The following is a 12,791-nucleotide window of genomic DNA, read 5'->3' as shown; positions in this document are numbered from 1 at the left end:
CATCACCCATGGAATTCATCCGTCGAACTTGACCAGGTCCTTGAAGATCAGTTGACCCCAGCTATTTCCGCGCGCCTGCACAAGCAGTCCACCTTCCGAAAGGCCGCCAAGTTTGATCGGCGAGAAACCGAGATTTTCCGCAACCGTACCAATCTTCGCTGCTGCGCCGTCATCGTCGCTCGCCAGGAACACGACTCTCCTGCCACCCTGTACGGCCGGATCCTGGTCAAGGACGGCCGCGCCCAGATGATTGAAACCCTTGACCAGTCTTCCGCCAGTGAAGGCCTGCGCGACGGCCCTGGAAGAAGGTTGTCCCCCCAGTTCCTCAGGCGGCACGCCGTAGGCGTTGGTCACATCGACGATGGTCTTGCCCTGCCAGGTGGACAGCGCCTTCGCGACATCCCGCTGCGACTCGAAACGCACAGCCAGGAATACGATGTCCGCCTTGACCGCTTCCTCCAATTTTTTGGGAATGATCATGGGTCCGATCGCGGCCGCGGCGGATGCAAAGCTTTCCGGGTCGCGCGTGGTTGCAACGGATACTTCGATGCCGCTTCGGGCAAACGCCTTGGCAAGCGCCTGGCCGATCTTGCCGAAGCCGATGATTGCGTAGCTCATACATTCTCCTTCGATTAATACGCCCTACGGGCTCCGAATATTGAATGGAGTGACCGGCGGGCGTAGCGCATCAGAGTTGCGCCAGGCCGCCGTCGACGGCGACCTCGCTGGCGGTCATGAAGCTGCTGTCCGACGACGCGAGAAAGGCGGCCACAGCCCCGATTTCTGCCGGATCGGCCATGCGCTGAAGCGGATTCATCGAGGCGAAGACCTTCATGCCCTCCTCGCCTAGCGCTGCCTTCGCGAGATCGGTCGCAGTCCCCCCGGGCGATAGCACGTTGACCCGGATGCCGGTGCCCTTCAGATCGTCCGCCCAGGTCCGCGCGAGGTTGCGCACTGCCGCCTTGCTCGCGCTATAAGCGCTCATTGCCGGGGCGCCCGTGGTACCGGCGCTCGATCCGGTCAGGATGATCGAACCGCCCTTGCCCATCAGCGGCAGCGCCTTCTGGACTGTGAAGATCGTACCCTTCACATTGGTGTCGAAGTGTTCGTCGATGTGCTCGGCGGTGATCTTGCCGAGCACAGCCTGGCTTCCCGCCCCGGCATTGGCGAAGACTATGTCGAGGGTTCCGCGCTCGGCCTTCACCGCCGCGTAGAGCCGGTCGAGGTCAGCCTCATTCGAGACCGAGCCCTTCACCGCGCGGGCATTAGGACCGAGGTCGGCCACGGCGGCGTCGAGCGCTTCTTGCCGGCGGCCGAAGATGAAGACGAAGGCGCCCTCTTCGATGAACCGCTTTGCTGAGGCGAGGCCGATGCCGGTGGCGCCACCAGTGATCACCGCGGTCTTTCCATTGAGTCTGGTCATGTCGTGCATCCTTCCTTGAAGTTGTCCGGAAGCAGGGAACTGCTTTCTTGAGACAAGCATGCACTTCTGATAACCTAAGCACAAGTATGCACCTTTTGGTAACCATGATATGACCGACTCTTCTGAACATTGCGGTGGCCGTTACTCCTACGGGCTCGCGGCCACACTCAGCATCATCGCGGGCAAGTGGAAGCCGCTGATCCTGTACTTCCTGCTCGACGGCCCGAAGCGCTACGGTGAGATCAAGCGCAACGTCCATGGCGTCAGCGCCAAGGTGCTGATCCAGCAATTGAAGGAACTGGAGACCGATCGCGTGCTGGTGAGGACCGACTACAAGGAGGTGCCACCGCGCGTGGACTACGCGCTGACTCCGCTCGGCCGCAGTCTGACCGACCGGATTGTCCCGCTGTGCACTTGGGGAACCGAGAACATGGCAGATATGGTGAGCGCTCTCGTCGAGCGCGACACGTTGCGCTAGCCGGATGCTGAAGAACTGCCGAGTCGGACAACCCGCCGCATTCGTGGGAGAGCGGCAGGTCGAACTCTTCCGATGAGGCCGTCAGGATGGGCGACTGTGCCGCCGCGCTCGGCTCAGAGCCATCGTCCGCGCCTGTATCAAGCCGGCGCGAGCCGAGCCGTTTCATTCACGTCACAGGCGCAGGATTAAACAGCGTCAAGGCGTTATGCAAATTGAGCTTTTCGGCACACGTCTGCTTGCGTCCGCTCGCGACATCGAGCATCAGGCGGAACAGTTCCCAGCCCACGTCCTCGATCGTCGCGTCGCCCGTTGCGATCCTGCCAGCATCGATGTCCATCAGATCATGCCAGCGGCGCGCAAGGTCGGAACGCGTCGCCATCTTGATGACCGGTACTTCGGCAAGGCTGTACGGCGTGCCGCGTCCGGTCGTGAAGACATGCAGGTTGATACCGGCGGCCACTTGCAGCGTGCCGCAAATAAAATCGCTGGCGGGCGTTGCAGCGAAGATCAAGCCTTTCTGCTTCACTTTTTCGCCGGGTGAAAGCACGCCGGAGATGGCCGAATTGCCGGACTTGATGATCGAACCCATCGCTTTTTCGACGATGTTCGACAAGCCGCCTTTTTTATTGCCGGGCGTCGTGTTCGCGCTGCGGTCCGCACCGCCGCGCTTCAGATAGCTGTCGTACCACTGCATCTCGCGGATGATCGCCTGCGCGACCTCCGCGTTCGCAGCGCGGCTCGTCAGTTGATCGACGCCATCACGGACTTCGGTCACTTCCGAAAACATCACCGTTGCGCCGGCGCGCACCAGCAAATCGGTTGCGTAACCGACTGCAGGATTGGCCGTGAGTCCGGAGAACGCATCGCTGCCGCCGCACTGCACGCCGATCGTCAGGTCGGAGGCGGGACATGTCTCGCGCCGTCGCTGGTTCAGGCGTTCGAGATGGCGCGTGGCCGTGCGCATGATGGAATCGATCATCGATTGGAAGCCGACGTGCGCATTGTCCTGCAGTACGACGACGTCGCCGTTGGCTTCGTCCTGCATCGCGATCGGGATCGTGCCGGCGGGCATGAGGCGTTCGGGCTGAAGCTTTTCGCAACCGAGACTCACCATCATCACTTCGCCGCCGAAGTTCGGGTTCAGGCTGATGTTTCGCACGGTGCGAATGGGGACCATGGCATCGGTTGCATCGATAGCCACGCCACAACCGTAGGTATGTTCGAGTCCGACGACGTCATCCACATTCGGATAACGTGGCAGCAGCTCCGCCTTGATGCGCGCGACCGCGTGTTCGACCACGCCCGATACACATTGCACGGTCGTCGTGATGGCGAGGATATTGCGCGAGCCGACGGTGCCATCGGCATTGCGATAGCCTTCGAAGGTGAAGCCTTCGAGCGGCGGCATGTCGGGCGGGACGCGCGTGGCGATCGGCAAGTCTTCGAGGCCTGGCGGCTCGGGCATGCGGATTACGTGCTCGTTGATCCAGCTTCCCTTGGGCAGGTCCTTTAGCGCATAGCCGATGACCACGTCGTAGCGTATGACGGCATCGTTTTCGGCGAGGTCCGCCAGCGCGACTTTATGGCCTTGGGGGATGCGTTCGCGCAGCGCGAGACCATCGGGGAAGGTTGCGCCTTCGGGCAGGCCACCGTCGTTGACGACAATCGCTACATTGTCGTTGGGGTGGACTTGGATGTAGTGGGGGGACTGGTCCATGGTTTTGATGGTTCCGGGTTTAGCGGTCGGAGATTGTGATGGCAGTGTGCACGGGTTGTTGGCTGGCGCTTGGTCGGTTTTTGGCAGCGGTCAGGGTTCATGCCGGGTTGCTGCTGCTTAGGCCTTCGCGCGTTCCCTGTTGTCTGGTTTCTTTAGCACTATTAGCCACTGTCCGTGGCGGGACTTCATTTCACGGGTTGTTCGCTGGCGCTTGGTCGGTTTTTGGCAGCGGTCAGGGTTGATGCCGGGTTGTTGCTCTTGAGGCTACCGCGCGTTTTGTGTTGGCTGACTTTTTTAGCACTATTAGCCACTGTCCGTGGCGGGACTTCATTTCTTTTTCCAACGGCGAAAAAGAAACGAAGCAAAGAAAACGCCTCCCAACCGCTAATTCTTAAGTGTCCCGAGCGTGCACGTACAACTGTTTGGTACTTCAGAAGAACGCTCGACGCCGGAATTCAGAACACTCGAAACCCTCCCCCTCCGTCAACAGATACCCACACGCTTCGCCACCAGTAATTGTGGCCGTCAATACGGAAACCTGCACAACGCATAACATCGGTTGAGCGCAAGCGAAACCATAACGGACCACACCATCATGAACTTGCCCGAGACTTCGCCACCAGAACAGCCGCCCCTTCTGTTTGGGCGCCAGCGCGCGCAGCGCGGAAGCCTGGTTAACGGACTCCCACACTGGTGGCGAAGCGTGTGGGTTGCCGTTGACGGAGGAGGAGGGTTTCAAGTGTTCTTGATTGCGGCGTAGAGCGTCCTTCTGAAGTACCAAACAGTTAAAGGTGCACGCTCGGGACACTTAAGAATTAGCGGTTGAGAGGCGTTTTCTTTGCTTCGTTTCTTTGTCGCCGTTGGACAAAGAAATGAAGTCCCGCCACGGACAGTGGCTAACAGTGCTAAAGAAATCAGAAAACAGGGAACGCGCGAAGGCCTAAGCAGCAGCAACCCAGCATCAATCCTGACCGCTGCCAAAGACCAGCCAAGCGTCAGCGCATTACCCGTGAAATGAAGTCCCGCCACGGACAGTGGCTAATAGTGCAAAAGAGAACAGCTAGAACAGAACCCGCGGTAGCCTAAAAAGCAGCAACCCGTCCCCAACCCCGACCGCCCACACCGTCTCCCCTCCCTACCTCTGCTCCTTAACCCTCGAAACAAGCTGCGTCGGACTAACAAACTGCAGCGCGATCAACACCCACACCAGCGTGATAGCCATATAGATCATCGCCATTGCATCAATGGACTGAGGTGCTCTCACACCCGTCGAAAACACAGCGTAATACAGCGCAACAACAAGCGTCTGCGTGGTCGGCCCAGCAGTAAAAAACGTCAACTCGAACATGCCAATGGTCCGAACCAGCACAAGCAACCCCGCGGCAAGCATCCCGGGCATCAACAGCGGCAGCAGCACATATCGAAAGTACTTCGCCGTGTTCGCGCCAAAGATCCGCGCGGCCGCTTCGAGATTCGGATCGATCTGTTCAATGAACGGCGTCATCACCAAAATCACAAACGGCAACGCCGGCACGAGGTTCGCAAGGATCACGCCGCTCAGCGTTCCAGCAAGACCAACCTTGTACATGACGGTCGCCATCGGAATGCCGTAAGTGACCGGCGGCACCATCAGCGGCAACAGGAACACGAGCATCGCAAAACGTTTGCCGCGAAACTGCACCCGGGCGAGCGCATAGGCTGCGGGTACACCAAGCGCTATCGACAAAAGCACCACCGCGCCAACGACTTCCATGGTCACCCACAGCACGCTCGCCAACTGAAAGTCGCCCCAAGCTTGCGCGTACCAGTGCAGCGTGAAGCCGGCCGGCAACAGCGTACCGAACCAGCGCGTCGCCACCGAATTCACCGCGACAGTTGCAATCAGCAACAGCACGTTGAAGAGGAAAAACGCCATCGCGCCCCAGACGAACATCTTCCAGACGCGGTCGCCGAGGCTCACATGGGGTTTCATCGGCTTTGCGGGTTGAGCGCCGTCGTTACGGCTGTCGGGCGCCGGAGCACGGGAGGAAGCGGACCACACGGGTGCGTGATTATCGGTTGCCATCAGCCTTTACCTCCGGTCACCGGACCCGTGTAGAAGAAGCGCCGCGTGCCGAGCATACCCGCGACCACCAGCAATTGTACGAAGCCCATAACCATCGCAATGGCGGATGCAAGCGAATAATCATAGTTCTCGAAGGCGGCTTCCGCAGCGGCGATCGAGATCACGCGGGTGGGGCCGGCCGGCGCGCCAAGCAGAACCGCCGATGGAAACACCGAGAACGCCTGCACGAACGAGAGGCACGCAGCCATGGTGAGCCCCGGCATCAGAAGCGGCAGGTAGATCTGCTTGAACTGCTGCCAAGGACTGGCGCCAAGGGTAGCGGCGGCACGTGCAAGCGTCGGATCGATGCCGGTCACGTACGAGAGCGTCAGCAAGAACGCAAACGGAAACCCCGACACGATCAGCGATATCAGCACGCCCCAATAGTTATGCGTGAGCCGGACTTCATCGCGATAAAAATGCAGTCCGTGCACCGCTTGCGAGAACCAGCCGTTGGGGCCGAAATACGTCAGCATGCCATCGGCAATCAACACGGTGCCGAGCGTCACCGGAATCACGAGCAGCGTGGTCACGAACTTCTGGTACGGCGAATTGCGCCGCAACGCGAAGGCAACCGGAACCGATAATCCCACGTTGATGATCGTCGCCGGAACAGCGAGCTTCAACGTGACGATGATGGTGGGCCACATCGCGGTATCGGTGAAGAACGTGATGTAGTTGGCGAACGCGGAACCGCCGTTCATGGGCTGGAACGAAAGCACCAGGCCATAAATGAACGGATAGACGAACAACGCGAAGATGAAAATCAGCGCCGGCGAGACGAGCCATGCCTTGGCGTCGCGCGGAACCGCATTGGGTAGCGGCAGCGGTGGCGAGCTCATTGCGCTTCCCCTTCATATACGAGCGTACGCAGTGGCGGCACGCGAAGTGTGATGACTTCGCCAACGGCTACGTCGCCCGTCACGCGCGCCCACAACAAACCGAACGCGGCCTTCACGCGGATCAGCGAATCCTGGCCGCCGTATTCGACCGTCAGCACTTCGGCGTTAAATGAATTCTCCGCACCCGGCGACGCACGGTCGATATCCTCGGGACGCATTGCAACGCTCACGCGCTTGGTGTTGAAACCGGCCATCGGCATGCCGACCAGGCGCACGCCATTCGCGTTGACCGCAACGCCCTCGCCCGCCATGCCTTCCAGCGTGAACTCCGCCACGTTCCGATACCCCAGGAAACGCGCCACATGCAGATTGCCGGGCCGCTCGTAAATCTCTTTCGGCGACGCGACTTGCTGCACGGTGCCTTCACGCATCACCACGATACGATCCGCCATCGACAACGCCTCGTCCTGATCGTGCGTCACATAAATGGTCGAGCGTCCGAGCTGGCTGTGAATGCGCCGGATCTCGGCACGCATTTCAATGCGCAACTTCGTATCCAGGTTAGAAAGCGGTTCATCCATCAACACGAGCGACGGTTCGATCACGATCGCCCGCGCGATGGCAACACGCTGTTGCTGACCACCGGACAACTGTCCAGGCAGCTTCTTTTCCTGTCCGACGAGCTGCACCATCTGCAACGCTTCGAACGCCCGGCGCGCGGCTTCGCTCTTGGCTACGCCCCGCATCTTGAGGCCGAAGCCGACGTTATCCAGCACCGACATATGCGGGAACAACGCATAGTTCTGGAACACCATGCCGAACCCGCGCTTCTCGGGTGGGAGGACATCGATACGCTGTGTATCGAGCCAGATCTTTCCGCCGGTCAGCGGCTGCAATCCGGCGATGCAATTGAGCGCCGTCGACTTGCCGCATCCGGAAGGTCCCAGCAACGCGATGAACTCGCCACGCTGGATACTCAATGCAAGTCCGCGCAATGCCGCGACCGCCTGGCCTTCGGCGTTCATGAAACTGCGGCTGACGGAATCGAGTCGCAACTCATCGAACTGATGTTTCATGGCAGGTTCCCGATACTTCACTCACGAAGCTGTTGATGAAGCTGTTGATGAAGCTGTTGACGAAGCTGTTAACGACGCCGTGCGGCTTGATGAAAACCGCACGGCCTTAGGCGCTTTACTTCGACTGCCTTACTTTGACTTCTGCGAACCGATCTCGCGGTCCCATTTCTGGAACGCGGCAACCATCGCGGTCGCGCTCAACGGCACCACGTGCGGACGGTCAGCCAGCAGCTTTGCGTATTCCGGACGGCCGTACTTCTTGATCACGTCCTGGCTCTTCGCCGGCGCCGATTCGATCGTTACGCCCTTTACGGCCGGCCCCGGATAGAAATAACCATCGTCGAAAGTCATGGCCTGCTGCGCCGGTTCGAGCATGAAGTTCATCATCTTGTAGAGCACGTCGAGCTTTTCCTTCGGCACGCCGTTCGGGATCACCATGTAGTGGGCGTCGTTGACCCACGTCATGTTGTCGAACGCCTGGACCTTGAACTCCGCCGGCACCAGACCCAGTGCGCGCGGATTGATGTCCCAGCCTGTCACCGTGAGCGTCATGTCGCGCGAGCCTTCGCCCAGCTCCTTCATCACCGCCGATGTTCCGCCCGGGTAATAAGGAATGCAATCATTCAGTTGCTTGAGGAAGGCCCATGTCTTGTCCCAGCCGTTGATGGGGTCACGCGGGTCCTTGTCGCCGAGAACGTATGGCAGGCCCATCAGGAAAGTGCGTCCCGGACCGGAGTTGGCCGGGCGTGCATAGATGAGCTTGTCCGGATGTGCCTTGCACCATGCGAGCAACTGCTCGGGCGTCTTCGGCGGATCGGTGACCTTCGCCGGGTTGTATTCGATCAGCGGACCAGCAGGCATGTACGTCACTTCAATGCCGTAACCCTGCGCTATGTCCTGCATCTTGCGCGGACCGGGTGCGTATTTATCGAGGAGACCGGGGAATGAGGCCGATTGTTCGGGCAGCAGTTTCATCCACAGCTTCTGTTCGATACCCGCAGCCAGCGCGTCGGTGCCGGTCAGCACGAGGTCGATGTCGGAGCGTCCGGCGGCCTGCATCGCCTTGATCTTGCCGGGCAATTGCGGGGCGGGCGCGTTGGTGAAGGTAATGTTGGAAACGAGCTGCGGATACTTCGCCTTGAATGCTTCGAACGCCTTTTGCGTGAGCTGCAGGTTGCCCGCTACGTCGACGATGTTGATCGACACAGGGTCGGCCGCGTGCGCGGCAGGCGTGGTGATCACGGCAATAGCCGCCACCGCGCTCAACGCGCCGCACAGCACGGTCAGCTTCGCTGAAAATCTAGCCAGTAATCGGCCGGACAGAATCATTTCGTCTCCTCGCTCTTCGTATGGATTTTATGCGGATCGATTTGGGGCCGATGCCGGCCGACGGCCAGGTAACGGCCGCAGGAGGACGCTCTTTACGGCGCATTTATCGATGTATGTTGTCGTATGAGAACATAACCGGGACGGACTACGCTTTCCATAACCGTTAACCCTTAAACGTAAGGTTGCAGGTGAACGCTGAATTCTCGCGCATGGACGCACGAAGGCCCGTATATAAACCATCTCGCCGTTTAGAGCAGCCCGCACGGGTCATTTGCGAGTGGAGAATTAATTGCGACAACCACCCGACAAGCAGGTACGTTGTACGACAACTTTTCGGTGAGTGCGTGAAAGTGTAGTTGGCAAGATCGGCCACCTCGATGCGTGGCAACCGGAGAACGGTAACTCCCCGACGAGCAATGTCGCCGGGCAAGCATGATCTTACTGCCAGCCAGCTTAGTGGCTGATTGAAGCCGTCTGCATCGAAGTTTCGGCGCGCGGTTCTTGAACCCGTAAATCGGGCGGAGCCTGGGGCTGCTCAGCGATTTCCGACGCCTCGACGGAAAACCCGAACGTGTTGATGCCGCCCGCGCTGGTCGCAAACACCTTCCCGCCATGCATTTCGGCCGTCGCTTTCACGATAGCCAGGCCCAGTCCGTGATTCTCGCGGCTGTTCGTGCGCGATACTTCCGCCCGGTAAAACCGGTCGAACAAATGATCGAGCACCGCGGGTTCGATTGCTTGCCCCGGGTTCGCCACCGCCACGCGCACCTGATCGCCTTCGCGCCTGATCGAAACGCTGATGACCGATCCCGCCTCGCAATGCTGGATCGCGTTCATCAGCAAGTTGATGCATGCGCGGCCGAACAGCGATTTGTTGACGCGCACGAAGGCGTCGCCGGAAGAAATTGCATGGACCTGCGCCTCTTCCAGCGGAATCTCGAGAAACTCCAGCGTGTGCGCGACTTCGGCGGCAAGCGATGTATCGACGAGACCCGTTGCTCGTTCGCCCTGGTCGGCACGCGCGAGGAACAGCATGTCGTTGATGATCGCCCGCATGCGACCGAACTCTTCCAGATTGGATTGCAGCGTCTGGCGCAGGTCGTCGACTGAACGATTGCGCGTCAATGCGACTTCCGTCTGCCCGATCAGGATCGTGACCGGCGTGCGCAACTCGTGCGCGACATCGGCATTGAACGACTCGAGCCGTCCATACGCGGCGTCGAGCCGCTCCAGCGCGCCGTTGAACGAGTTGGCGAGATCGCTCAGTTCGAGCGGCAGCGAACTCGTGTTGAGACGCTGCGAGCGATTGTTCGGGCTGACTGCCGAAGCGTCGCGTGTCAGCCGGGTGAGCGGCGCGAGGCCCAGACGCGTGACCGAATAACTCAACAACAAGACCCCGAGACTTCCAAGCGCCGATAACGCCGCAAGCGCAAAACCAAACGCGCGCATGGTGCGCGTGTTCGCGGCATAACCCGCGCCGACCTGAAGCTGAACCGCAGGCCTGTCGCCATACGACGGGATTTCGATCGTGTTGATGAGCATGTCGCATTTGCCGTCGTTCGTCCGGACGCGTTCGTAACCGCCGGGCCAGCGATCGACCACCTGGCCTGTCATCGGTTGCCCGATGCTGAACGCCGGATTGCTGCTCGTCACCGAATAGCGGGTGTAGCCGTCGCGGGGGGTCATGTCGGCGAGGCGTTCGCGAGCGAGCTTCCATTTCTCGGGTGTCATCGCGTGATAAACGATGATCTTCGCAATCTCGCTGCGGTCATCGAGCGATTCGCGCAAATGCTGTTCAAGCTGGGTGCTCAGTACCAGGAATAGTCCGGAGCCTACGAGCGTGAACACGAACAGCGCGACCGCCGCGAACATGAATGCAAGTCGGCGCGAGATGGACCGGTTCATGATGCGGCCGCTTCGTCGCGGACCTCGAGGACGTAACCCATGCCGCGCACCGTGTGCAGCAGCTTGGTCCGGAACGGACCGTCGAGTTTCGCGCGCAGCCGCTTGATCGCGGTTTCCACCACGTTGGTGTGACTGTCGAAATTGACCTCCCACACCAGCTCCGTGATGGCCGTCTTCGACAGGATGTCGCCCTGGCGGCGCGCCAGAACGCTCAGCAACTGGAACTCCTTCGCGGTCAGGTCAAGCCGTATGCCGTCGCGCGTCGCCCGGCGGCCGATCAGGTCCACATACAGATCGCCCAGTGCGATCAGCGTGGATTCCTGCGCACGCGTGCGGCGCGCGAGCGCGTGCAGCCGCTCGACGAGTTCGAGGAATGAAAACGGTTTGGTCAGGTAATCGTCCGCGCCTTCGCGCAGGCCGCGCACGCGGTCGTTGATCTGGTCACGCGCGGTCAGCATGATCACGGGCGTCGCCTTGTGTGCCCGGAGCGCCTTCAGCACGCTGAAGCCGTCGCGCTTGGGCAGCATCACGTCGAGTACGATCACGTCGTAATCGAACTCGATCGCGAGATGCGTGCCCTCCTCGCCGTCCATGGCGACATCGACTATCCAGCCCTGCTCCGTCAGCCCGGAGCGCAGGTAGTCGACTACCTTGTGTTCGTCTTCCACGATGAGCAGTTTCATGCGCGCCTTCTTATGTACGTTCTTCCATTATAGGAAACGTAATGGCTCTGTCACTGCGATGACGGCGGGTTCGCTGCCATCGTATTGGCGGGTGCGGGCGAGCCTGCAAGGGGCGTATTCACGTCCCAGCCGCCGCCCAGCGCTTTCACCAGCGACACCGACATTGTCAGCTGTTGCCCGTGAATCTGCACATCCTGCCGCTCGCTCGTGAGCAGCGACTGCTGCGCGGTTATCACATCGAGAAACGCGACGAGGCCGCCCGAATAGCGATCGTTCGCGAGCGTCAAGAGGCGCCGCGCGTCGGTCACGGCCTCTTGCGACTCCTTCGCGGCGGCATCGAGCACCGATAAACCCGTCACCCCGTCCTGAACTTGCTGGAACGCGTTAAGCACCGTCTGCCGATAATTCGCCTCGGCGGCCTGATAACCCGCGCTCGCGAAATCCACGTTCGCGGCGCGCCGCCCGCCATCGAAGATGACCTGGCCGACCGTTGCGCCGAGCGTCCACATCAAGGTGGGCGCGCTCAGCAGGCTGGCGAACTGCGTGCTTTCCCAGCCGATACCCGGCATCAGCGAAAGGCTCGGGAAATAGGCCGCCTTCGCCACGCCGATCTGCGCGTTGGCGGCGGCCATCGCACGTTCCGCCGATGCGATGTCCGGACGCCGTTGCAGCAGATCGCTCGGCAAGCCGAGCGGGATGATCGGCACGTTGGCATCGATCACCTTCGGCGCAATGGCAAACTGCGGCGCGGGCACGCCGATCAGCGCCGCGATCGCATGCTCGAACTGGGCGCGCTGGTTGAGCAGCAGGCGCGCCTGTACGCGGGTGGTATCGAGTTCGGATTTCTGCTGCAGCACGTCGAGCCCGGACACCGAGCCGAGATCGTGCTGCGTCGTCACGTAATCCAGCGCCTTCTGTTGCAGTACGACCGAGCGGTTCAGCACGTCGATCTCGGCGTCGAGTTCGCGCATCGAGAAGTAGTCGTTCGCGAGATCCGTGGTGAGCACGAGGCGCGCGTTCGCAAGATCATCGGCGGATTGCTGCGCGGACGCCGTCGCGCTTTCGATCTCGCGGCGAATCCGGCCGAACAGATCCGTGTCGTAATCGATGGTCGGACCAACGCGAATGTCGTTCTGAACCGTCGACTGCGTCGGCGTTGCGTAATTGGTTTGCGGCCGGTTCTGCGAGATCCGGGCGCGTGCGCCGGTCGCGCCGAAATCGACCTCGGGCGGGA

The 12,791-nt window shown here is 60.6% G+C and carries 11 protein-coding genes; 1 reads left to right on the top strand and 10 read right to left on the bottom strand.

Annotated elements, in window-relative coordinates:
• Positions 1-15: 15 nt before the first annotated feature.
• Positions 16-618, bottom strand: a complete 603-nt coding sequence (locus ACRXB1_RS03970) for an NADPH-dependent F420 reductase (RefSeq protein ID WP_449491179.1) — start codon at positions 616-618, stop codon at positions 16-18.
• A 70-nt stretch (positions 619-688) separates the two neighbouring features.
• Complete coding sequence (locus ACRXB1_RS03965; protein ID WP_449491178.1) at positions 689-1,423, bottom strand: SDR family NAD(P)-dependent oxidoreductase; 735 nt, start codon at positions 1,421-1,423, stop codon at positions 689-691.
• Positions 1,424-1,532: 109 nt separating this feature from the next.
• On the opposite strand from ACRXB1_RS03965, the gene ACRXB1_RS03960 reads away from it, so the two are divergent.
• On the top strand, positions 1,533-1,901 hold the full coding sequence (locus ACRXB1_RS03960; RefSeq protein ID WP_062003211.1) for a winged helix-turn-helix transcriptional regulator: 369 nt from the start codon (positions 1,533-1,535) through the stop codon (positions 1,899-1,901).
• A gap of 166 nt (positions 1,902-2,067) precedes the next feature.
• Here the strand turns inward: ACRXB1_RS03960 and garD are convergent, their stop codons facing one another.
• From garD to ACRXB1_RS03920, 8 genes are all read right to left on the bottom strand, one after another.
• Entirely contained in the window at positions 2,068-3,618 is a 1,551-nt protein-coding gene (gene garD / locus ACRXB1_RS03955; protein ID WP_062171342.1) for a galactarate dehydratase, read from the bottom strand.
• A 1,135-nt stretch (positions 3,619-4,753) separates the two neighbouring features.
• Positions 4,754-5,683 (bottom strand): ABC transporter permease, encoded by a 930-nt coding sequence (locus ACRXB1_RS03950; protein WP_062171343.1) that lies wholly within the window; start codon positions 5,681-5,683, stop codon positions 4,754-4,756.
• Positions 5,683-6,564 carry an ABC transporter permease gene (locus tag ACRXB1_RS03945; RefSeq protein ID WP_062171345.1) on the bottom strand — a complete coding sequence of 294 codons (882 nt, stop codon included), beginning with the start codon at positions 6,562-6,564 and terminating at the stop codon, positions 5,683-5,685. Before ACRXB1_RS03945 ends, ACRXB1_RS03950 begins: the two co-directional genes overlap by 1 nt.
• The gene (locus tag ACRXB1_RS03940) at positions 6,561-7,640 is read right to left on the bottom strand and encodes an ABC transporter ATP-binding protein (RefSeq protein ID WP_062003717.1); all 1,080 of its coding nucleotides are present in this window, start codon (positions 7,638-7,640) and stop codon (positions 6,561-6,563) included. Before ACRXB1_RS03940 ends, ACRXB1_RS03945 begins: the two co-directional genes overlap by 4 nt.
• A gap of 129 nt (positions 7,641-7,769) precedes the next feature.
• Complete coding sequence (locus tag ACRXB1_RS03935) at positions 7,770-8,969, bottom strand: extracellular solute-binding protein (RefSeq protein ID WP_062171349.1); 1,200 nt, start codon at positions 8,967-8,969, stop codon at positions 7,770-7,772.
• 453 nt (positions 8,970-9,422) lie between these two features.
• Complete coding sequence (locus ACRXB1_RS03930; RefSeq protein ID WP_449491177.1) at positions 9,423-10,874, bottom strand: heavy metal sensor histidine kinase; 1,452 nt, start codon at positions 10,872-10,874, stop codon at positions 9,423-9,425.
• Positions 10,871-11,557, bottom strand: a complete 687-nt coding sequence (locus ACRXB1_RS03925; RefSeq protein WP_062003216.1) for a heavy metal response regulator transcription factor — start codon at positions 11,555-11,557, stop codon at positions 10,871-10,873. The genes ACRXB1_RS03930 and ACRXB1_RS03925 overlap by 4 nt, the downstream gene beginning before the upstream one ends.
• Positions 11,558-11,607: 50 nt before the next feature.
• The coding region (locus ACRXB1_RS03920; protein WP_449491176.1) for an efflux transporter outer membrane subunit at positions 11,608-12,791 on the bottom strand (1,184 nt) is incomplete at its 5' end.

Source organism: Caballeronia sp. M23-90, assembly GCF_053574605.1.
The sequence above is the reverse complement of the archived record's forward strand: the minus strand, read 5'-3'. Positions and strand labels throughout refer to the sequence as shown.

Excerpts from the sequence above, each read along its gene's own strand:
- ACRXB1_RS03970 (WP_449491179.1), bottom strand. The coding sequence starts at position 618 with ATGAGCTACGCAATCATCGGCTTCGGCAAGATCGGCCAGGCGCTTGCC.
- ACRXB1_RS03965 (WP_449491178.1), bottom strand. The coding sequence starts at position 1,423 with ATGACCAGACTCAATGGAAAGACCGCGGTGATCACTGGTGGCGCCACC.
- ACRXB1_RS03960 (WP_062003211.1), top strand. The coding sequence starts at position 1,533 with ATGACCGACTCTTCTGAACATTGCGGTGGCCGTTACTCCTACGGGCTC.
- garD (WP_062171342.1), bottom strand. The coding sequence starts at position 3,618 with ATGGACCAGTCCCCCCACTACATCCAAGTCCACCCCAACGACAATGTA.
- ACRXB1_RS03950 (WP_062171343.1), bottom strand. The coding sequence starts at position 5,683 with ATGGCAACCGATAATCACGCACCCGTGTGGTCCGCTTCCTCCCGTGCT.
- ACRXB1_RS03945 (WP_062171345.1), bottom strand. The coding sequence starts at position 6,564 with ATGAGCTCGCCACCGCTGCCGCTACCCAATGCGGTTCCGCGCGACGCC.
- ACRXB1_RS03940 (WP_062003717.1), bottom strand. The coding sequence starts at position 7,640 with ATGAAACATCAGTTCGATGAGTTGCGACTCGATTCCGTCAGCCGCAGT.
- ACRXB1_RS03935 (WP_062171349.1), bottom strand. The coding sequence starts at position 8,969 with ATGATTCTGTCCGGCCGATTACTGGCTAGATTTTCAGCGAAGCTGACC.
- ACRXB1_RS03930 (WP_449491177.1), bottom strand. The coding sequence starts at position 10,874 with ATGAACCGGTCCATCTCGCGCCGACTTGCATTCATGTTCGCGGCGGTC.
- ACRXB1_RS03925 (WP_062003216.1), bottom strand. The coding sequence starts at position 11,557 with ATGAAACTGCTCATCGTGGAAGACGAACACAAGGTAGTCGACTACCTG.